This window comes from Vampirovibrio sp. (genome assembly GCF_041737375.1).
Classification (GTDB): domain Bacteria; phylum Cyanobacteriota; class Vampirovibrionia; order Vampirovibrionales; family Vampirovibrionaceae; genus Vampirovibrio.
This window is the reverse complement of record NZ_JBGSRV010000011.1, coordinates 43,108-64,566: the sequence shown is the minus strand read 5'-3', so window position 1 is coordinate 64,566 and position 21,459 is coordinate 43,108. Positions and strand designations below refer to the sequence as shown.

19 protein-coding genes are annotated in these 21,459 nt (G+C 46.2%); 8 read left to right on the top strand and 11 right to left on the bottom strand.

Translation table 11 applies throughout. The annotated features are described in order from the left end of the window. The first annotated feature begins 169 nt into the window (after positions 1 to 169). Complete coding sequence (locus ACEW81_RS08500) at positions 170 to 1,444, top strand: sensor histidine kinase (protein WP_373532551.1); 1,275 nt, start codon at positions 170 to 172, stop codon at positions 1,442 to 1,444. A gap of 162 nt (positions 1,445 to 1,606) precedes the next feature. Continuing rightward, positions 1,607 to 3,244, top strand: coding sequence for a glycosyltransferase family protein (locus ACEW81_RS08495; RefSeq protein ID WP_373532550.1), 1,638 nt, complete (start codon positions 1,607 to 1,609; stop codon positions 3,242 to 3,244). 2 nt (positions 3,245 to 3,246) lie between these two features. On the opposite strand, the gene ACEW81_RS08490 is transcribed toward ACEW81_RS08495, so the two are convergent. From ACEW81_RS08490 to ACEW81_RS08460, 7 genes are read right to left on the bottom strand one after another with little or no spacing between them, the layout of a single operon-like run. Continuing rightward, complete coding sequence (locus ACEW81_RS08490) at positions 3,247 to 3,996, bottom strand: WbqC family protein (protein WP_373532549.1); 750 nt, start codon at positions 3,994 to 3,996, stop codon at positions 3,247 to 3,249. Further along, positions 3,962 to 4,657 (bottom strand): metallophosphoesterase family protein, encoded by a 696-nt coding sequence (locus ACEW81_RS08485; RefSeq protein WP_373532548.1) that lies wholly within the window; start codon positions 4,655 to 4,657, stop codon positions 3,962 to 3,964. The genes ACEW81_RS08490 and ACEW81_RS08485 overlap by 35 nt, the downstream gene beginning before the upstream one ends. Then, the gene (locus ACEW81_RS08480) at positions 4,654 to 5,628 is read right to left on the bottom strand and encodes an ATP-grasp domain-containing protein (protein ID WP_373532547.1); all 975 of its coding nucleotides are present in this window, start codon (positions 5,626 to 5,628) and stop codon (positions 4,654 to 4,656) included. Before ACEW81_RS08480 ends, ACEW81_RS08485 begins: the two co-directional genes overlap by 4 nt. Beyond that, a complete protein-coding gene (locus tag ACEW81_RS08475) occupies positions 5,619 to 6,494 on the bottom strand; it encodes an NAD-dependent epimerase/dehydratase family protein (protein ID WP_373532546.1) in 876 nt (291 codons plus the stop codon). The genes ACEW81_RS08480 and ACEW81_RS08475 overlap by 10 nt, the downstream gene beginning before the upstream one ends. Beyond that, positions 6,487 to 7,218, bottom strand: coding sequence for a class I SAM-dependent methyltransferase (locus ACEW81_RS08470; protein WP_373532545.1), 732 nt, complete (start codon positions 7,216 to 7,218; stop codon positions 6,487 to 6,489). The genes ACEW81_RS08475 and ACEW81_RS08470 overlap by 8 nt, the downstream gene beginning before the upstream one ends. Positions 7,219 to 7,239: 21 nt before the next feature. After that, positions 7,240 to 8,100, bottom strand: coding sequence for a class I SAM-dependent DNA methyltransferase (locus ACEW81_RS08465; protein ID WP_373532544.1), 861 nt, complete (start codon positions 8,098 to 8,100; stop codon positions 7,240 to 7,242). 40 nt (positions 8,101 to 8,140) lie between these two features. Beyond that, entirely contained in the window at positions 8,141 to 8,929 is a 789-nt protein-coding gene (locus tag ACEW81_RS08460; protein WP_373532543.1) for a phytanoyl-CoA dioxygenase family protein, read from the bottom strand. A gap of 415 nt (positions 8,930 to 9,344) precedes the next feature. On the opposite strand from ACEW81_RS08460, the gene rffA reads away from it, so the two are divergent. Together rffA and ACEW81_RS08450 are read left to right on the top strand one after the other, a co-directional pair. Next, a complete protein-coding gene (rffA, locus tag ACEW81_RS08455; protein WP_373532573.1) occupies positions 9,345 to 10,490 on the top strand; it encodes a dTDP-4-amino-4,6-dideoxygalactose transaminase in 1,146 nt (381 codons plus the stop codon). A 285-nt stretch (positions 10,491 to 10,775) separates the two neighbouring features. Further along, positions 10,776 to 11,546: a diguanylate cyclase domain-containing protein gene (locus ACEW81_RS08450; protein ID WP_373532542.1), complete on the top strand. Its 771-nt coding sequence runs from the start codon at positions 10,776 to 10,778 to the stop codon at positions 11,544 to 11,546. Positions 11,547 to 11,683: 137 nt separating this feature from the next. On the opposite strand, the gene ACEW81_RS08445 is transcribed toward ACEW81_RS08450, so the two are convergent. After that, positions 11,684 to 13,072, bottom strand: a complete 1,389-nt coding sequence (locus ACEW81_RS08445; RefSeq protein ID WP_373532541.1) for an MBL fold metallo-hydrolase — start codon at positions 13,070 to 13,072, stop codon at positions 11,684 to 11,686. Between the two features lie 108 nt (positions 13,073 to 13,180). Beyond that, the gene (locus ACEW81_RS08440) at positions 13,181 to 14,050 is read right to left on the bottom strand and encodes a class I SAM-dependent methyltransferase (protein WP_373532540.1); all 870 of its coding nucleotides are present in this window, start codon (positions 14,048 to 14,050) and stop codon (positions 13,181 to 13,183) included. Between the two features lie 330 nt (positions 14,051 to 14,380). Here ACEW81_RS08440 and ACEW81_RS08435 point away from each other — a divergent pair, with 330 nt between their 5' ends. Beyond that, positions 14,381 to 15,079 (top strand): TylF/MycF/NovP-related O-methyltransferase, encoded by a 699-nt coding sequence (locus ACEW81_RS08435; protein ID WP_373532539.1) that lies wholly within the window; start codon positions 14,381 to 14,383, stop codon positions 15,077 to 15,079. A gap of 33 nt (positions 15,080 to 15,112) precedes the next feature. Here the strand turns inward: ACEW81_RS08435 and ACEW81_RS08430 are convergent, their stop codons facing one another. Next, positions 15,113 to 15,283, bottom strand: a complete 171-nt coding sequence (locus tag ACEW81_RS08430; protein WP_373532538.1) for a hypothetical protein — start codon at positions 15,281 to 15,283, stop codon at positions 15,113 to 15,115. A 280-nt stretch (positions 15,284 to 15,563) separates the two neighbouring features. Here ACEW81_RS08430 and ACEW81_RS08425 point away from each other — a divergent pair, with 280 nt between their 5' ends. Next, positions 15,564 to 17,951, top strand: a complete 2,388-nt coding sequence (locus ACEW81_RS08425) for a catalase (RefSeq protein ID WP_373532537.1) — start codon at positions 15,564 to 15,566, stop codon at positions 17,949 to 17,951. Between the two features lie 49 nt (positions 17,952 to 18,000). Here ACEW81_RS08425 and ACEW81_RS08420 read toward each other — a convergent pair whose 3' ends face one another. Next, complete coding sequence (locus ACEW81_RS08420) at positions 18,001 to 18,876, bottom strand: SDR family oxidoreductase (RefSeq protein WP_373532536.1); 876 nt, start codon at positions 18,874 to 18,876, stop codon at positions 18,001 to 18,003. A gap of 232 nt (positions 18,877 to 19,108) precedes the next feature. Here ACEW81_RS08420 and ACEW81_RS08415 point away from each other — a divergent pair, with 232 nt between their 5' ends. Together ACEW81_RS08415 and ACEW81_RS08410 are read left to right on the top strand one after the other, a co-directional pair. Further along, entirely contained in the window at positions 19,109 to 19,549 is a 441-nt protein-coding gene (locus ACEW81_RS08415; RefSeq protein WP_373532535.1) for a hemerythrin domain-containing protein, read from the top strand. A gap of 510 nt (positions 19,550 to 20,059) precedes the next feature. Then, on the top strand, positions 20,060 to 21,400 hold the full coding sequence (locus ACEW81_RS08410) for a phenylacetate--CoA ligase family protein (RefSeq protein WP_373532534.1): 1,341 nt from the start codon (positions 20,060 to 20,062) through the stop codon (positions 21,398 to 21,400). The last annotated feature ends 59 nt before the right edge of the window (positions 21,401 to 21,459 follow it).

Below are 21,459 nucleotides of genomic sequence, written 5' to 3'. Positions count from 1 at the left end.
CCCGCCCAAGCCATTGGTTCAAACCGAATCGCTCCTGCCAGAAGTAGCCTGGCTAATTTTTTAATATCCCTAAAAATGCTAATTTAACGACACGTCCAACGCCCATTCAAACCAGTCCATCAATAGGTTCAATCACCTTGTTTAATAACCTGAGAGTGCCGTTTCCATTATGTCAGACCCTGCTATTACCCCCCACACCGCAAAAAAAGCTGACCCCTCGGAAATGGAGGCGCAAGCTCGGGTTCAAACACCTCAAAAAGAACCCCGGAAAGGCACAAAGGCAGAAGCCCTGACAATCAGCCCGGCAGTGGCACCCGAAGCCGATCCCGCACAGCCGGACAAACCGCTAACCCTCCGGGGCCATGTACTTGAGGAGGCCAAAACAGCCATTGAGGCATCAGAGCTTGCCCGTAGTCAAGCGGAGCTTGCCCGTAGTCAAGCGGAGCTGGCCAGAGACAAGGCGGAAGATGCCCGTTTTTCAGCGGAAAGCGCCAGAAACAAAGTGGAAGAAGCACGACTGGAGGCAAAAGTAACCAACGCCCAAGCGGAGCATACGGACAACACTCAGGCAGAAGATATCGTGAGAGCGGATGATATCAAACGCAAAACAGAAGCCGCCAAAGCGCAAGCCGAATCCGCCTTAAAAAACTCCCTGATTGCCATTGCCGAAAGCGACCAGGCCCGTATGGCAGCGGAAAAAGCCAGAGACAAAGCACTGAGTACAGCATTACAGCTAGAGGATTACGCCACTTCACTGGAAATCATTAACCAGGATCTGGAAGCCTTCGCCAGCATCGCCTCCCATGATTTACAGGCCCCGCTTCGCCGGATTGGCATATTTAGTGAAATGATTGAAGCGGATTCCCAAAACACACTATCCGACAGCAGTAAAGACCGATTGCAACGAATCCGAAAATCCGCGCAAACCATGCGGGAACTGACCCAAAATCTGCTGGCGCTGGCTCGTGTTTCTAACCCCGGTTTATTTAAGCCCCTTGATCTCTCAGCCCTGCTTAAAGACGTTTTGCTAAAACTGGATCAGCAAATTGCCGAAAAAAAAGCCGTATTAAAAATTGGAGCCTTCACCCCAGTGATGGGCGATGAAAGCCAACTCAAACAACTCTTTCAAAATCTGATTGAAAACGCTTTAAAATATCAGGCACCACAGGCCATTCCGGTTGTTGAAATTTCCAGCACCCAACAGAAACAAACCTGCCAAATTACGGTAAGCGATAATGGCATTGGCTTTGATCAACAACATGCCGAACACATATTTGACGCATTTTACCGCATCCATGGCATAGAGGATTATTCAGGCTCAGGAATGGGGCTGGCTATTTGCAAACGCATTGCCAAACGTCATAAAGGCAGCATTACAGCCCGCAGCACACCCGGTGAAGGCAGCGTTTTTACAATTACCCTACCCAGCCAGTCGATACCTTGAAGGATCAACAGGAAAAGTTCAATCGAACTCACCCCAAAGTCAGGCCCTTACTCAATCGGGAATTGTCTCCCCCAAAAGAGGGATGTGTTACCGGGGCTGGCGCTCAAGGCGCTTCAATTCTGTCATAATAAAAAAATAGGCATGCCAACCGGGTGAACCATCTTGAAGCCTGAAGCACAATCCATTGTCTGCTCATTAACCCAAATTTTTGCCAGTAACAAAGTGCTGGACTCAAAAATGCGATTGTTAATGAAAGTGATAGAAACCATTACAAAACTGGATGCCAAGGACCGTAAAAAATTACTGTCCTATCTAGTGGAAAATAAGCGTCTCATTGCCAGAAATCATCAGTTATTATTTAAAAGTTTTCTGTTTAACGCTTTTAAAGATGAAAACCTGCTAAAAGAGATAGCCGGTGAGCTATTCAAACAAACCCAGGCACCAGAACATTATCATTGTCTCATCTGGAATATACTCAACAATCTATTTCAAAACGGGGGCAACTTAAACCCAAAAACGGTTTGGCATGTGCGAGAAGATTGCATGCGCCCCTCTTACCATCAAATGATGCGCAATATTTTAAATTGCGTTCAAGACACAGAAACTTATCACTCCAACGGTGAAGTCAAAAAAGTTGCCATCGTGGTCAGTCAGGTTTTAAGCATTTTGCATGCCCCTACCAAAAACCTGCTCTTAATGGCCTCAGGACTCATGCAACAACATGGGCTGGAAGTCCATGTTATTAACACCAACCTCATGCCTTTTAGCAATCCGGTTGAATATTTTAACGGCATTACCCCTAATTTTTATGATGGCTTTGTGGGCAAACAGGTCGTCAATTATGAAGATCCAGATTTTGGCAAAACCGCCATTCAACTGTATAGCCGCTCACCCAAACCCTTTGATCTGCACAGCATGGTTGATATTTGGGACTATATTGAAAAAGAGCGCTTTGATGTATTAATTAATCTGGGTGACGTGTTATTTTCCACTGATTATTTTTATCAAAAAATACCCATACTCAGTATTAATACCACGCGTAATCTTCCCATTGCGTGGGCCGATCAGTATTTGCTCAGTCATGATGCTTTGAATCCCGCTGAAAAAGAAGCCATTGATAAACTGGGCATTCAGGAGCCTGCCTTGAACTGGAATTTGAATATAACCCCGGAAAAAGGCGAAGAAAGTTTTGACAAGACCACCTATCAGGTTCCCGCAGATGCCTTTGTATTTGTGGTGGCTGGCAACCGACTGGGCAGAGAGCTGGATAAACAATTTTTAGAAATTTGCCACCGCTTGTTAGAAGACCATGAAAAAAATTACTTGTTCTTTGTCGGAGACCACAAAGAGGTATTGGACGTTTTAAAGAAGGCCGGACTGGTTGCCCACGAGCGCGTTAAAAGCTTCGATTTCCAACAAGATTTACGCTCGTTTTATGCCATGTGCGATGTTTACCTGAATCCATTTCGAAGCGGGGGCAATGTCAGCGCACAACTGGCCCTGAAACTGAGCATTCCGGTGGTTACCCTGGCAGAAGGGGATGTCTCCACAAGCCTCCCCCCCGCCTTGCGCTGCCAAAATCAGCAAGACTTTGAGCATCTGGCTTTATCCCTGTCCAGAGATGCCTTGTTGTTGGCAGACTGGCAGAAAAAAATGGCGGCAGTTGCGCAAGACATGCCCAGCAATCACCATGCCATTCAAACACTGTATTCACTTATAGTGGGCTTGGCCCAAAAAAGCGCGAAAAAACAGGAAGCGACTTTGAGCAGCGACTACAACAATGCCAAAGCAGTCTCCTAAAATCAGGCGCTTAAATAGGATAAAGCATCGGGACCCACATTAAAAATCAAATCCACAACGCTAACCGCATGATCAAAGGGGGGGTACAGTTGAGGGTACTCCGGGTATCGAGAATAATCCATCCACTGAACCTCAATGCCCGCTTTTTGAAACAGTGATTCATCCAGATAACTTTGAGCCGCAGGCCCCGATAAGTAATGAGAAGCCGACCGTTGCTGGCATAAATGAATCAAGCGTTGACACCGATCGCCCTGCATCTCAAAATCAGCGGAATTTAAAATAGGTGTGTGAATACCCAGTATCTGGTTAATGATTTGGATCAGTTCATAATTAATGGCAGACAACGATAATTTCCGCTCAGGTAATGCCTCATAAAAAGCTTGAAACGGCGCTTGAAAAGCTTTAAAAAACGGCGCTTTCAGATAATTCTGGCAGATAGTGGCCCAATGCTTATGCGCCCATCTGGAATCGTACAGCACCTCTATTTCAGAAATATTTTTCTCCATGCGGCCTTTTTGGGCCACCGGAATCGTCAACCACTTCGGCCCATCCGCCGTTTTGATACGATTGCGATTTCGCCAATCCTGACGGGTAAATTGCACCTCATCATAAATGATAAATTCATCGACCGAAGCCATTAAATCAAAGTACCCCTTCCAGGGAATATAGTTGGATTGCAAAATGGCAATTTTTCGGGTCATCAACAACAAGCTCTGATTAAGCAGTGGGCCTAATGGTAGAAATGTTTCCACCAATGCGAGTACCTTGATACAGATTCTCATAAAAGTAAGGGGCAAACCCCGCGTTTTTCATGGCCTGTGCGGTTGCGTCCACATCATAAGCCACCCGATGCAAGGTAATCACATCGTCCTCAAACACAGCAAAACCCGCTTCAGGCTTACCATCCCGAGGCTGCCCCACTGAACCCGGATTACAGTAAGTTTTTGCGCCCAGTGGCACCAAAATTTGCACATGCACATGCCCGGAAAAGAAAAACCGGCCTTCCAGCTTTTCAAAGTATGACGCAGAAGGCTGCACCAGATACTCTTCCCGTACATCGTGCCATCCCCCATGCACCATACGCAACGCTCCCCGAGAGAGAGAAGCCGGTGAGCGAGACAACCAGGCTTTATGATCCTCGGTAATAACTTGCCTTTGATAATTCAAACACTGATTGGCGGCATTTGAACGGGGGCAACCGGCATTAAAAGCCAGATAATGATCATGATTTCCCATAATATTCACAATCGATCGTTCTCGAAGCGCTTGAATACACTCGTTGATCATCGAGTAATACCCAGCCACATCGCCCAATGAAATAATATCCTGCACTCCCAGGCCATCCAGCTCGGCCAACACCGCCTTAAGCGCCGGGTAATTGCCATGAATATCAGCGATAATTCCAAGCTTCATGCGAGCAACACATCTTCAATATAACGCACCGCTTTTCCAGCCTGAACGGCGGGCTGGAAAATCTCTCGTTGATGCAAATAAAAATCCAGACACAATTGCGCTTCATTATATCCAAACAAAGTTCGCAGGGATGTTGAGGAGGAAATGCGGGGATTGATTTCCAGCAGCAAAAACTCACCCTGATGTTTTCTAAACTGAAAATTGCAAGGGCCTTGGGGTTGAAATGCCTGAGTCAGCTGAATCAAACGTTCGGTTAAATCCGTGTTAAAAACCACTTCTGCCTTGGCCGTAGATCCTTCTCCACTGAGCGTTCGCCGAAAGCAGATGTGCGCCAGCATGCGCCCTTGGCCATCGCCAAACACAGCACAAGTGTACTCATCCTCATCACTGCCCACCCTTTGCTGGGCCATAAAATTATCGCCCAGGCGCTGATGCCAATAGTTGAAATCAGCTTCACTGAAAACCCGCTCAATGCCTTTACTGGCATAAGAACGCCGTGGCTTGATCAAAAAAGGCACCCCCCATTGCTGACTGAGTGATTCAAAGGTGCCTTCAATCACCGTGGGAATGGTGGCAAACTGCTTTTGAACCAACGCCTGATGGGTGATCCATTTGTCATCGGCCAAAGTAATCAGTTCCGGGGGGTTCAACACCACCTGAGCGTTCATGTCCGCCATTTCAGAAACATGATTCGCCCAAAAGGAAACGTCCTGCTCAATGCCCGGAATGATCAAATCCACTTGAAAGGCCCGCACCATGTCGTGAATAAACGGTAAATACTCGGGATGGCTGGTCAGGGGAGCCTGCCGAAAAGCATCGCACCAGTGCTGGCCCACTGCATCCGAAAAAATATCCAGCCCAATAATGCGAACCGGAGTACCACATTGGCGCAAAGCCCGAATAACCCCATACCCAATAATGGCTCCCACCCCAGTCACCATAACCGTTTTAGGCGTTCTTGTCATGGGCATGACTTGAGGCCCTCCACGTACTGTCGGTACTTTAAAAACCCGGTTTTCAAATCGGTTTGTGGGAAATAATTCAGTCGCTCATAAATGGAAAAATCGATGGGTACAAAAATAGAAGGTGGATTAGGCTGAGTGGGATCGATGCGGATTTGGGGCGGATGATCAAACACCTCGTAAGCTGTTTTCGCAATCTCTAAAATGCTTGGGCTTTGGGGGTGAGCGCAAACGTAACTACCCACCAAATCTTGTTCAATCACCTTTTCAATGAGGGTGGTGACATCCTCAATAAACAATAAATTTCTCAGGGGAGATTGATGGCCCCACAACACACATTCCTGATTGGTTCGAGCCATTTCCAGCAAGTGATAAATAAAAGCCTGATGCTTTTTGGCCTCGCCTCGATCGTCATAAATTTGCGACAACATCAAAGCCGTAAAACGGATGTGGTGAAATCGAGCGTACAGTTCCAGCATTTCCTGAGCATGGCGCTTGGAGAGGCCATAAGAGCCGTAATATTGATTTTCAGGATGATCAAAAATAGAAATGCTCGATACATAAATCAATCGATTGCAACCCACCGCCTGCAACAGCCGCGTTACTTGTAAAGCCCCACCTGCATTGGTTTTTTGATTCAGCAGAAAGCCCTCCGGTGAATTATCAGCAAAGCTGGCGGCACAGTGAATCACCACATCAAACGCCGCCTGCGAAAGCTCAGGCGCAAGGCCCTCTTCTAATAAATCAAACCAGACATCATCCTCAGGATGACGGCCTGCGGTTCGCACCTCAAAATTTGGCCCCAGCCGATCCAAAAGGCGCTTTCCCACCATGGAATGACCGCCAATAATCAGGATTTTCAAGGGGCTAGGCAATCGTTTCGGCCTCTTTAATCTCCATAAAGAGGGCCACGCATAATTCAGGATAATGGATGCCCACTTTTAACATGCCCTGTAAAATGGCTTCCGAAAGCGCCAAGGTTTGAATTTGCTGTGTGGTAATGGGCTTTAAAAAAATGCCCTCCAATGTTTCACAGCGATAACCGCATTGTTGAACCAGCGTTTTCAAGGTTTCCACAGAAAAAAGCCGCTGATGCCCCAGGGCCAGATCGCCAGCCCCCAGCTGAAACAAAGAGGGCAGCAAACCGGCCTCATACCCCAGCCGCTTATTCAACGCCTCGGCGTTAGGCACGGTTAGATAAATGGAGCCACCCGGCTTCAAAAACGACTTAAAGCGAGACAAGATGACCTCAGGCGCATCCACATGCTCCAGCACAAAGCCCATCACAATCACATCAAAGCGCTCTGTGGTTTCAAAGGTTTCAAAATAACCGGCCACAATTTCAGCGCCGCAATCGGGGAAATTTTGCTGAAACTGCTGAATCACCGCCGAAGAACCCTCTAGTACCACATGCCGCTTAAAATGCTGGGCAAACAAATGCGTGGAAAACCCGTGTCCCACCCCCAGCTCAAGCAGAGAATCCCCTTGAGCCATAGACATAATGCGCTGGGGGTACCAGTTCAGAATCAGACGATTGTCCAGCGCGTATAAAAATTCATCCTGATAGGCGGGCAAATAGGCATTTAATGGCTCTGGCATGGTTGACTCCTTCACGGCGGTTTATTTGGTGGCCACAAAGCCCAAATACTTGTACAACCCTTTGGAAAGGGGCAGCAGTTTTTGCAGAACGTCTTCTGTCACTTCCGCATACTCCTGTCTTTTATCGGGGGAATACTGTTCATGGTTAATGAGATAACCCTGCCCGATATACCAGTAATACTGGAGCTCCACCGACTGAAAGCCCACACTCCGCAATAGGGGATCTAACTCTTCGGCCTTAAAGCCGCCTTTCACATTTTTGCCATACTCAGCCAGATTAATCAGCTCAAAATCAATGTTAAAACGCTTCCCCACCTGCTCATCAATATGGCTCACCATTTCAATTTCACGCTTCACAATGGCATCATATGCGCCATCCCGATCCAGCTGATCGATACCGGCCCAAAAATAGTAATTAGGGTCCAGATCCACATAAAATTTACCGCCCGGCTTTAGCGCGTCATAAGCGGTTTTCAGGGTAGGCACAATGTCATACAAATGGTGCAAGAAAGAGTATGCAGTCACCAGATCGTAAGCGTTTTTTTCCACCGTAAACGAACCCGTATCGTGGTTAAACAAACGAATGTTGGCCTCACCGCTAGTATCCACCCGATCCAGCATGGCTTGAGTCACATCAACCCCATCAATATGAGGCACATACTGCTTGGCGATATTGATCATGAAACCCGTACCGCACCCCAAATCCAGCATTTTTTGGGCTTGAGTCTGGCGAGCCAGATTGCCCAGTTTTTCATTTACTTTGGCAATGTTTTCCGGGCGAAAATGGGGTTCAGTATGATACTCATCCGCTGTGCGGGAATGCACTTCAATGTTGGCGTTGATCACTTCCTGATAGTGATGATCTGTTTTTAAAGAGGTCATAATTCAAGTCCTTTTATACGATGAAAGGGGAGTGCGTAAACTAGTCGGCAAGCTGCCTGAAGGAACGATGTTCCGGCGGGGCGTAGTACTCATTATAAGAAGCCGGAACCTGAGCATGAAAACCCAGCTTCTGGAGAACACGGGGCTGGCAATGGGTTAACTCTACCGGCTGAGCTTGCAAAACCCGTGGAATATCCAGACGCTGCTTCATGTAAGCCCTGCAAAAGCCTATGGTAACCGCATGTCGCCACAACTGAGTGCGATTTAAACTGCCAGAATGCCACACTTTGGGATGGGCGTACCAAACGCTACCGGCAGGCACCTTGAGCCGAACAGCCTGCTCGTAAAACGCCTGCTCTGACGGTGCTTCCTCGAGATGATGTGAACCCGGCAACACCCAGGTAGCGCCATTTTGCTCGGTAAAATCATCCAGGGTAATCAGCGCCCCAAAGCGGGTTAAATAATCGGAGGGCATATGAATGGCGCAATCATTGTGAATGCGAGCCGAATAATTACTGCCTTCAGGCGGCATGGAAGAAGAAGTATAGGAATAAACAATGCAATGCTCTCCCATCACCGCTTCCACGGGTTTAATAAAAGCATCCAGAGCCAATAACTCTAAAAAAGAATCTCCGTAAAGGGGACAAAGCAAAACCATGCCGTAGTCCTGATAATCGGTGCCAGCATGATAGGCGGCCTCTTTCTCAATGGCCGCTTCCAAGTCCCGCTTCAACCGCAGCAGCAAAGGCGCTGGAATCACACGCTCTCGCACACAAAAGCCGTTCAGGTTAATTTCAGATAAAAAATGAGCCTTATCAAAATCAGTCATCTCAAAAACGAATCACCCACAAGCAAAAACCATCTGAAAAAACAACGTTACACAGGCCCATCACAACAAGGCAACCTTATCCTTATCGATTCTAAATAACAGGCCACACGGCCACCCAACCATCATTATTATACTATAGAACGCACGTTGCTGATGCCCATACACAAGCACTCCCTACACAACTTTCCGCCCTAAGTTAGCCCTATTGCCTCCAGTCCATGCGCCTCCTCCTGTCTCCTATCATTCAGCAATCGGGTGCTATAATTTGACAGAGGGATGAGAGTGATGCCGGGTTGAATTGAGCGCTCATCATGCCTGAGCAAATGCCGACCCAATCCAAAGCGCAGTTGCGTGATCCGGGATTTCAGACTTCAGCCATTCATGATTTTTTGAGGGTACTGTGCCATTGGACGTTATGGTTGATACCATTCCATTTAACAAACCGTTTTTAACCGGAGATGAGTTGATTTACCTGCAGCAGGCGCTGTCTCAAAATCATCTTTCGGGCAATGGACCTTTGACCAAACAGTGTCAACGGCTGATGGAAACCATGATCAGCGCTCACAAGGTGCTGTTAACCCACTCCGCAACTGCGGCGCTTGAAATGAGCGGGCTGGTGATGGGGTTAAAACCGGGTGATGAAGTGATCATGCCATCTTTCACCTTTGTGTCTACCGCCAGCGCTTTTTTAATGTCGGGAGCGGTTCCGGTGTTTGTGGATATCCGGCCCGATACGCTCAATCTGGATGAAACCAAAATAGAAGCCGCCATCACCGAGAGGACCCGAGCCATTGTGGTGGTTCATTACGCTGGTGTTTCCTGCGAGATGAAACGCATTCAGGAACTGGCCAACCAGCATGGCCTTCGTATTATTGAAGATGCCGCCCATAGCTTTGGCTCCCGGTATCAGGGTCGCGCCCTGGGTACCTGGGGAGACTTGGGGATTTACAGTTTTCATGAAACCAAAAATATCATTGCGGGCGAAGGCGGGGCGCTGATTATTAACCACCCCCACTGGCTGCAATCGGCTGAAATCATTTGGGAAAAAGGCACCAACCGGGCTCAGTTTTTCAGGGGCGAAGTGGATAAATACACCTGGGTCAGGCCCGGTTCGTCTTACTTGCCCAGTGAGCTAACCGCGGCAGTGCTGTTTGCCCAGCTTCAAAAAAGCGACCTGATTTTACAAAGCCGCTTGCAGGTATGGAACGAATACCACCGGGCATTTGAGCCACTGGAACAACAAGGGCTTATTACACGCCCCACCATTCCCGATCAATGCGAGCATAACGGCCATTTATACTACATACTCACCCATAGCCCAGCGGTGCAAAAAGGGCTCATCGCCTTTTTAAAGGCCCATCATATTCACGCCCTGTTTCACTATGCGCCGCTGCACCTTTCCGCAGCGGGTAAAAAATATTGCAAGGCCCCAGTGCCACTGCCTTATACAGAAGCCCTGAGCGAGCAACTGATTCGTCTGCCCTTTTGGACAGGAATGCCCGCTGATGTCATTCACCAGGTGGTTCATCAAGTTGGACGTTATTTTTCTGACTCACCTTAAAGCATTTTGATCAAACGAACGTCTAAACAAAGCCAACTCAAATTAACCAACCTGATTAAAAAAATGCCCTCTGCCCTTGGCGTTACGTTCAAAAGCCCAAAAGGAACTATGCTTAAAAAATGTTATACTGATACCAGTCAGCCTTGTCCAGACTACTCATTGTGGGATATTCCCAAGGGCCACTGGCAATGAGACGACCTCCAGCCTGTTTTGGATACAGCTTGGCGGTAAGGCAGTGACACAGTGTTGACCATTGACCCTATCATCCTATCTAAAGGCATTTTGATGGACTCTCTAACCAGAAAACTGGCCCTCAGCGTGCTGGGGTTATCGGCAACGGGCCTGAGTGGAGGCACCGCCAACGCAGCGGAAGCGGTAGTGGCACAAAGCCCTGAAACCCTCTATCTATGGGCAGCCCTCATCATTGCGGCACTGGAATTCGGGGCGCTATTAATACTGCTGCAACGCTACAAACAGTTAAAACAGGAATTCGAAAACACCAGCAGAAAAACACAAAATACCATGTCCCAGTTTGAAAATCAGGCGTTTTACGATCCGCTCACCCAGTTGCCCAATCGCCGTTTATTTAGAGATAGATTGCTACAAACCATGAAGCTGGCCACCCGCCATAAAACTCGTTTTTGCGTGGTGATGGCGGATTTGGATAAATTCAAGCCCATCAACGATACCCTGGGCCATGACGCAGGTGATATGCTGCTAAAACAAGTGGTGATTCGATTACAAAATATTATGCGGGAGTCCGATACCATTGCCCGGTATGGGGGCGATGAATTCGCCTTCGTTTGTCCCAGCCTTCAGGATCGGGGAGCCATTGCCACCCTGTGTATGCGAATTTTAACGGCCATTCAGGAACCCTTTACCTTACAGGGCAAAGAATACTACATTGGAATCAGCATGGGCATTGCCGTTTTTCCAGAACACGGACTGGATGAGGAAGTGTTAATTCGCCACGCCGATACCGCCTTATATCGAGCCAAAGAAAAGCGGAATACTTTCATCATCTACGATCCCAAGCTAGATACAAAAATGAGCTAACATTGGCGCAGAGATTGCAAAACAGCCAGTCGACTTCCCTTAGGACCTGGCATCTCCCCCTACGTCAGAACAGAGGCTAGTCGAACGCGCCCATCTCAAAACATTCACTCCTGCCAAAGCTTACAATGGCAAAAATGCTACGAATACTCCAAAACCAAATTTTCATCCTGTACAGTGGATTCCAGAAGTGCGTTGAATGCTTCAATTTTTTTAGGGGGCAAATTAAAAAAGGACATCAAGGTATGAATATCGGGCAGATACTGATCCGGCTGACGAATGAAATCAATGTGGCAGCCAATTTCAGCGCTGTTCCAGTGAGCTTTTCTTTGCAAAATCTGGGCGAGCAACCGAATGTCCATATCACAAAGCAGATAAGGCTCCTGAAGCGCCTGATCGTTCAGCAAAAACTGGAAGCCCGGTTGGTCAAATCGAAATTGAAACACACAGTCGGTTAAACGAATGGCAATTGTCCAGGTATTATAATGGTCAAAACGCGCTTGTGCTTTCCATAAATTCATTCGGGCATACGGCAAAAAAGACTTAAGCAACGAGGAAAGCGCTTCGTTTGAGAACTGATTCAAAGTAGCATCCAGTTCATAAGGATACTTTTTATCGGCAAGAACTTGCGTAATATAAGCCCACTGCGCTTGCGTATCAACCGGCTGGTAAGTGCCGTTGGTGATTTGATGAGTCTTTAGATCAAAGGTCAGCCCTTCCTGAAGCACCAAGGGCCTGGTTTGGCCGTTGCCATTCTCTTGAATATAAGTGGCGGCCTCATCCCAGGAAGTGGTTCCCAAGTATTGATTTTTTTGCCAGAACTTACCCCCAATAACATAAGCGCCCGCAAACGGCATGGTGTAATCCGCCTGCAAAATTTCCGCAATTTTAAGCATGTGCGCCAAATTTCGCTTTAAAACCAGGCCATGCTTCTCCAGCTTTTCAGCTTCATTGAAGTGATTGAAACAACTGGGAAAAGGGCCTGCCGCATTATAGTTAAGTTGAGCAAGGGTCAAGTTGCCATAGCGTGCGTGAAGCGCTTGGGCGGCCTCCACGGACAACACATTGTCGTTGGCGTTAAAAATACTACACCCATCAGCCCTAACCAATATAGAACTATCAATCAGATTCCCGATTTGCGCTTCGTGATAAACATGCTTTTCAAAAGGCTGAAAAAGCGTTAATTCAAAAGGACCAAAAGAATAATTGGTTTCAGGCTTGATTGGAATAATATTGGTAAAGCCCAGATTTTTCAGATTATTCAACAAAAAATTAGGGGGATGGTCCAGCACAAAAATTGCAATATCGAAGGGAAAGAACTTCAACGTATTGAGATCATAATGATCCGGATGGATATGACTAATATAAAGCGCGTCCACGCCAACCAAATCCTGAGGACTTGTTTTCAAAGCAGGCGCATGAAACCAGGCCCCTTCAAAAACCCCATCAACCAACCAGGGGTCCGTCAATAACTTATAATCGCCACTCTCATAAATACAACAGGCGTTTGAAATAAAAGTAATTTTCATATTTCAAAATAATAATCCAAAAATAAAACAGGATCAAGGAGAAATAGCTCAACTTTGAAGGCCGCACAATGGTTGTTTTTACCCGTCATGAACCACATTGATTGAAGCCTATACAGGGGCTGCGTAGGCAATCAAACATCTTCCAAAGCCAAGCTTGCCACACGCCTCTGCATAAGCGATATAATCATCGATATTTTTAGAGATCAAAAAATTCTCGACAAAAACACGGGCCAAATGAGCCTCTTTGCCCAAGGCTTTATTATGGCAGTAATTGGAATTAGAATTCGCAAGAAAAATTTCAATGGCAAAATCCGCCTGCAAAGACAGCAGCTTGTAACCACAATGCGCTAGCAAACGCTGAAGGCTCTCTATATTAAAATATGATAAATGCTCAGGCGGCGCAAACCAAGTATTGGTTGTAAAACCACTTTCTAAAAGTTGCGATTGAAACCCGGAATAATCGTTGGGTATTTTAATACGCACGGCAGAATTCGCTGGCTCTAAAATCGCTTTCAAGCCATTTAGCAATTCAGCAGGGTTAAGGACATGTTCTAAAACATTTTGAAGATTAACCAATCCAAATTTATGATGATTTAATTCAAAAAAGCCAAGCGTTTCATCAATACCGCCGGAACGAAAAAAAGGCAATAATGCTGGATTATGGCTTTCCATGCCAAACTGCGAATAGTCCGAGCACAATACATCCCATCCAAAATCCAGAAAATCCTTTGCAAAATATCCTTCGCCGCAACCAATATCCAAAAGTGTTTTTTTAAGGGCCAGCTTTTCGCAAGTTTTATTAGCCACACTGGCAATGTTATAAAAATATTGCCGCTCTTCTGCACTATACTGTTTTGAATAGGAGCCGCTGGGATTTTGATAATATTTACTCTCATAATGAGCACTCAGTTCATTTTCTGAAGGCTTGGGAAAAGCCTCTATAAAACCAAGAGGGTGCTTCGATTCATAGTATTCCATCTGACGGTTTAACCTCCTCCGTTTTCAAATCTTACTATATCAATGCCGGAACCGCCACCACAAAGTAATCCCCTATCCAAAATACCCTGGACTACTACTTTGATTGCCATTTACAGGCAAATCGCTTAAAGTTTAATTGAGACAAAACCAGAACGTATCGTTCAGGCAGCCCGAAAACCTATACCTGCTGCCACTGCCGCAGCTGAGGAGGCATTCCTGATAGCATCTTTTAACCTGATTAAACGGCTATTTAATCAGGTTGCCCATCTTTTTGGGTACACGCTTGTCAAAAACCGAGACCTGATTACACCCCAAAAAGGGTATCACTATGTGCCTGATATTTATGGCAAGTCCAGTCACAAGCTGATTGACATCCGAGACAATCCGGCCTTTTCCGAAAAAGCAACCGCCGTTCGGGGTCACAAACGAACACTCCTCTATTACGATCGCCTGTTTTTTCTGTATCAAGCCCTGGAAAATAGACTTTCCCAAATACCCTCAGATCAAACGGTGACTATTGCTGAAGTTGGGGTTTACAAAGGGGGCGGAAGCTATTTTTTAGCAAGCCTGGCCAGCGAATGGTTTAAAAACCGGGTTGCCATGTTTTCAATCGATACGTTTGAGGGCCATGACGAGCGAGATATTACAACGGGCGAGGATGGCGAACATAGCGCGGCTGGATTCAACCAGACCAGTTACGAATCGGTTCGCGCCTACCTGGAGCCTTTTCCATTCGTCAAGGTGATTCAAAGCCGCATTCAGGATTGCGCCACTGAAACCATGGGGGCGCTGAGTTTTGATTTTGTCCACCTGGATATGGACATTTATCAGCCAACCCAGTTTGCGCTGGATTTTTTCGGTCCTCGGATGAAACCGGGCGCCATTATTTTAGTGGATGACTACGGATTTTCTTCCTGCCCAGGCGCCAAACGGGCGGTGGATGAGTACGCCCATCAACATGCCGCGCAGTTTGCTAAATTAGCGCTCATGACAGGGCAATGCGTCCTGATTAAACTGACGCAAACTTAAGAGCCAAACCACAGCGTTATCCGCATCATTCAGTTATTCAAGCGCCGATTTAGGACGCACCACAGAGGCCCCGAATTCCGCCTGCCCAAAGGTGCTAATAATACGTTGCCCTTCAGGGTCGATTAACCACCGTAAAAACGCACCAGGCTGATCCGATTGCAAGAACGCTTCTTGAGCCAACAGCGCATAGCAAGGGTTATTCAAATTTTGGTCCCTGCCGAAAGCACTTTCCGCGAAAACGGTTAAATTATTCTGAAAAGCGGGCTGAGAAATCCATGGTTTCTTTCTTGTAGGTTCCCGAATGCGCTAAATGCTAGCAAGCCAACTGGGCAGACAGACTAGAAACAAGAGTAATTGACAAGAAAAGGCGCTGCTTTCAATAATAATGGTTGAACTAAAAGTATCCAGAAAAAGAATCAAACCAAGGCATATCACCTGACTTTTCTAAGTCTAAAAATGATTCTAAACTACCGATGAGGGGACCATGAAAGCAAACGCAAACTTAAAGCCACGCATTGCATTTTTAATCAGCACAGCGCTAATCGCCGCTTCAATTCACCTGACCAGCGGTTCATTCGCTGGGGCGGCCAATCAGAATCCAGATGCCGCTGACAATCAAAAACAGTCCAGTGTTTTGAACGCCGCAGCCCCAAAAAACGATCTGCTTTCCGGGCACGAGTTGCGTTCAACGGTATCCGTTGCCAACGAACCCAATGCCAAACCAGCCCCTCCGGCAGAAGAGTTCCACAATAACAGCGCCCATAAAATCAAGCCTACCAATAATGGCTCTCCAGCCTCTGGCTCACCACAAACCATCATTGGGACTGGCGGAGAACTGCATCAAACCGCCGGTAGCAATTTACCAACCCTGACCACCCAACAAGGCATCCCCGTTTCTGATGACCAGAACTCACTTAAAATAGGGCCCAAAGGTCCTCTGCTCCTGGAGGATTTCCATTTCAGGGAAAAAATATTCCATTTTGACCATGAACGCATTCCAGAGCGGGTTGTTCATGCCCGAGGATATGGCGCCCATGGCTATTTTGAAACCTACCAGTCTCTTGCAGAGCTTACCAAGGCTGACCTATTTCAACGGCCGGGTGAGAAAACACCGGTTTTCGTTCGGTTTTCCACAGTGGCGGGCAATAAGGGGTCGTTTGATTTGGCCCGTGATGTGCGTGGGTTTGCCGTCAAGCTTTACACCAAGGAGGGAAATTGGGATTTAGTCGGCAATAATATTCCTGTATTTTTTATTCAGGATGGCATCAAGTTTCCAGACATCATACACGCGGCCAAGGATGAGCCGGATCGTGCCTTTCCGCAAGCCCAAACGGCCCATGATAACTTTTGGGATTTTATTGCTTTAACACCCGAATCCATGCACATGGTGATGTGGATTATGTCGGATCGAACCATTCCAAGATCGTTCCGCTTTATGGAAGGCTTTGGAGTGCATACCTTCCGGCTGGTGAACAATCAGGGAAAAAGCACGTTTGTTAAATTTCACTGGAAGCCAAAACAAGGGCTGCAATCGGTGTTATGGAACGAAGCCGTTAAAATCAATGGTGCGGATCCCGATTTCCACAGACGAGACTTATGGAACGCCATTCAAAAAGAAGACTATCCCGAATGGGAATTGGGCATGCAACTATTTGATGAAGACTTTGCGAAAAGATTTGATTTTGACGTGCTGGATCCCACCAAAATCATCCCAGAAGAGCTGGTACCCGTGCGCCCAGTGGGCCGACTGGTTTTAAACCGAATGGTGGATAATTTCTTTGCCGAAACAGAGCAAGTGGCCTACTGCACGCAAAACATTGTTCCCGGCATTGATTTTACCAATGATCCGCTGTTGCAAGCCCGCAATTTTTCTTATTTGGATACGCAATTAAAACGCCTGGGATCGCCTAACTTTACACAACTACCTATTAATGCGCCGGTCTGCCCCATTAGCCATTTTCAGCAAGATGGCCATATGGCATTTGCCAATCCCAAAAGCCGGGTCAATTATGAGCCTAATTCATGGAAAACAGGCCCTCGCGAAAATCCGGAAAAAGGATTTAAAACCTACCCAGCGCAAGAAAGTGGCCCGAAGCTTCGCATTCGGCCTGAATCATTTGCCGATCACTATAGTCAGGCCAGACAATTTTATATTAGCCAAACCCCCATTGAACAAGAACATATTGGGGATGCGCTGGTCTTTGAGCTTTCTAAAGTGGAAAATCTCGCCATTCGAGAACGAATGGTATCTCACTTGCTCAATATTGATTCACAACTCGCCAAAAATGTGGCCAATGGCTTGGGAATGAAAACGCTGCCCTCTCCGGCACCTGCCGCGCGTCCTACCCGAAACGATCTCAAACCATCTCCTGCCCTCAGTATTATTAAAAACGGGCCAGAGAGTATTAAAGGCAGAAAAATTGGCGTACTGGTTTCTGATGGGGTGGATGCCCAATTACTGGCCTCTCTAAAAGCATCCATTCTGCGAGAAGGGGCGACTATGGAAATTATCGCGCCAACCATTCAGGGTGTTACAGCCAATGATGGAACCCTGATTGCCGCCAATCACCGCATCAACGGCGGCCCCTCTGTATTGTTTGACGCAGTGGCCATTTTAACGTCTAAAGATGGCGCCAAAGCGCTTCAGAAAGAAGCGACCGCAAAAGACTTTATTTCCGACGCTTATGCGCATTTAAAATTTATTGCCTACAACAACACTGCCACCCCATTACTGGAAAAAGCCGGGGTTGAGGCATCAGGAGATAAAGGCATCCTCCTGTTACGGCAGCCGGAAGATGCTACAAAATTTGTAAACGCCTGTAAAAAGCTACGCCTGTGGGAACGGGAGAAAAACATTAAACTCCCGCATTAAACGACTTTAAGCCGTTGCGCTTGCACATGAAATCATGAATGGACTGATGCTATGAATGCACAATGGTTCCACCGTTGGGATGCAGAATTTGGCCTGTCATATAAGAGGCGTCTGATGAAGCAAGAAATACATAGCACGTGGCCACTTCGCAAGGTTGGCCAGCTCGCTTCATCAGCACATCGGATCCAAATTGCTGAACCTCTGTTTCCGAAAATGTCGATGCAATCAAGGGCGTCCAAATAGGTCCAGGCGCAACGCCATTGACTCGAATTTTTTTAGGGGCCAACTGTTGGGCCAGAGAATAAGTAAACGTCTCAATGGCCCCCTTGGTGCTAGAGTAATCCAGCAAATGAGCGGAACCTTTATAAGCGGTTACTGAGGTTGTGTTGATAATAGCGCCCTCCTCCGGTAAGAAAGGAACCGCTGCCTGCGTCAGATAAAACATGGAAAAAATATTAATCTGAAAGGTTTGCTCCATATGCGCCATATTCAAATTTTCAATAGACTCTTCTTCCCAATGCTCTCCCGCGTTATTAATTAAAATATCCAGCTTTCCATAAGCCTGAATCACTTGATGAACCGCCTGCTGGCAAAAACGCTGATCGCGCAAGTCTCCCGATATCAAGAGGCATTGCTGGCCATACTGCTCTACCAATTGCTGCGTTTTTTTGGCGTCCTCATGCTCATTTAAATAAAGGACGGCCACATCAGCCCCTTCTTTGGCGAAAACCACAGCAATTGCGCTGCCAATGCCACTATCCCCCCCGGTAATTAAAGCGACTTTGCCTTGAAGCTTACCAGCCGACTTATAGTGTGGATCATCAATTAAAGGCTGTGGTGTCAAGAGCGAATCCAGTCCCGGCTTTTGGCTCTGGTGCTGTGCCGGACGCTGTTGAAGATTTTCTTTGGTTGCTGAAGAAGACATCTAACATTCCTTTCCATTTCCGACTATCAAACTTCATTGAATCGTTTTTTAAACTCGCAGGCAATCACTCCAACCGACACAATAGCCACACCTTGAAGTTAAGCTTTTCAGCGAATTGATATTAGCAGGGTGGGCTAGTTCATCCGTCTATAAAAGATTCGCCTCGTGTGGAGTATCGCTTTTCTCTCAAAATTTCTACACTGATGTATCGACGGAAATAGGAGGATTTCACATGGATTTTTTCACCCTGCTGAAAGATGAGCACAAAGAGGCCCAAGGCACCTTTAGAGAACTATTTCAGGAAACCGAGATTGACCCGCAAAAAGCTGAAGTGCTATGTCAAAAGTTGTTAGTGCATATGGAGATGGAAGAAAAGTATTTTTATCCGGTGATGCAGGAGCATAAAACAACCAAGGAACTCTCTAAAGAGGCAACGCTTGAGCATTCTGAGGCCAAAAAGCTGATTAAAGCCATGCTGGAAAAAAACTTGGATGAAACCGAATACAAGGTAAAACTGGAAATGCTTCAGCTGGCAATTGAACATCATATTGAAGAGGAAGAAAAAGAAGTGTTGCCCAAAGCTGAAAAATGGATTCAGCAAGATAAGGTGCAAGAAATTACAGAAAAAATGTTGGCCTTAAAAGAGCGAAAAAAGGCATTGATTTCCGGTTAAGAAATATTTAACGGGCAATGTCCTGACCGTTTACGCGCTTCTTAAAGTCAAGAATCAATGGGCTTCAAGGGGGGTGCTTAAACCGGCAATGCAAGCTCTTATCCTCAAGAATCAGGATAGGGCCTGAGGCTGCTTGTTTAGACACCAATATCTCATTCAGCTTTCATGAAACCAAAAACTCTTCTTTGGGCGAATTTACTGCCTGCACTCATGAAGTGCTGAACGCTTAGCGCTCTGGAGCGTTACTGTGAGACTACAAACACAGAATGCATTTCCCGCGAAATTCATTCATTCAACGTGCGTCCATTTTGCAAACAACTTTAAAAAAACGATCAACGCTTGTTTCGATAAAGTGGATGGACTATTTTTCAGTTTCAAAAATGCAACCAACGGTCAATTCGTAATCTTTTTTATTTTTTTGTAGGCTCCTACTGAATCCTCAACCTCATTTCGAAATCACTTCTCTAAAACAATAAAATTACCACCCTGAATTCTTTGGGAGATAATTTTATGCTTATTGCCAGCATAAGAAATAAAATCAAAAAGCACTACCGTCATGGCAGACGCTTTGAGCAGCATTACAATTACTTTCAACGCCTCAGCCAAACCCCGATACCAGAGTTACAAAGCAGTCAGGAAAAAGAATTAAAAAAACTGATAGAATTCTGTTATAAAAACATTCCTTATTACAGAGAACAGTTTGATGCGCGAAACATAAACTATCGGGAAATAAATACGCTGAACGACTTAAAACAGCTACCCATTATTGACAAACATACCATCAAAAAGCACTGGCAAGCCTTTAACAAAAAGAACTTTCTCTCCCTTTTAAACAAAGAGGCTTATACCAGTGGTACTACCGGTACGCCAGTTAAATTTTTAAGAGATTATAATGCCATCAACTTTGAAAATGCGGCTATTTGGCACTATTGGCATCAGGCTGGCGATCACAATTATCGCAGAATGACTTTGCGGGGAGAGATGCTCAAACCAGTGAGTCAAAGCAATCCACCCTTCTGGACCTATAACGGGGAAAATAATGAGCTGGTGATGTCCTCTTATCATTTATCCGCTAAAAATATTGATCACTATATGCATCAAATGCAGGCGTTTCAACCAGACGTTTTATACTGCTACCCTTCCACCGGCGCGTTACTGGCCAAGTTGCTTCAAGAAAAAGGGTTTCACTATTCGTTTCAATCTATTTTTACATCCTCTGAAATGCTGAATCCGGCGGAACTGGAGTTAATGGAAACCACGTTTGGTTGTCAGGTTTTTGACTGGTATGGGCAAGCCGAAAGAGTGGCCTCCATTTTTAAATGCGCCTCAGGGCACTACCACATCAACGAAAGTTATTCCATTGTAGAGCTGGTTCCTGCCGCTAATCATACGCCCCATAACCAGCGTCTCTATGAAATTATAGGCACCCATTTAAATAATTACGCCATGCCCTTGCTACGCTATAGAACACACGACTTGATAGAACTGGCAGAAAATGAAGGCCCATGCAGTTGTGGCAGTCCATTCCGAATGGTTAAAAAAGTAATTGGCCGAAAGCCAAGCTATATTGTAACCCCGGAAGGGGACTTGATTGGAAATGCGCCCGCCAATATTTTGAAAGGCATTAAAGAAATAACCGAAGCGCAATTTTATCAGGACAACAAACATTCCCTTCAAATTAAAATCATACCCTCCAAAAATTATTCGGCGCACACCAAAAAATTACTGACCACAAGAGTCAAGGACTATGTTTCGCCTCAATTAGAGGTAGACATTCTGGAAGTGGATTTTATTGAAAGAGGGCCCAACGGTAAATTTGTAGCGCTCATTAGTAGCCTTTCTGAAGAATGAAGCTCAAGCAATTTTTATAGATGAGAGATTAATACACATTGACAGCGACCCTAAACCGC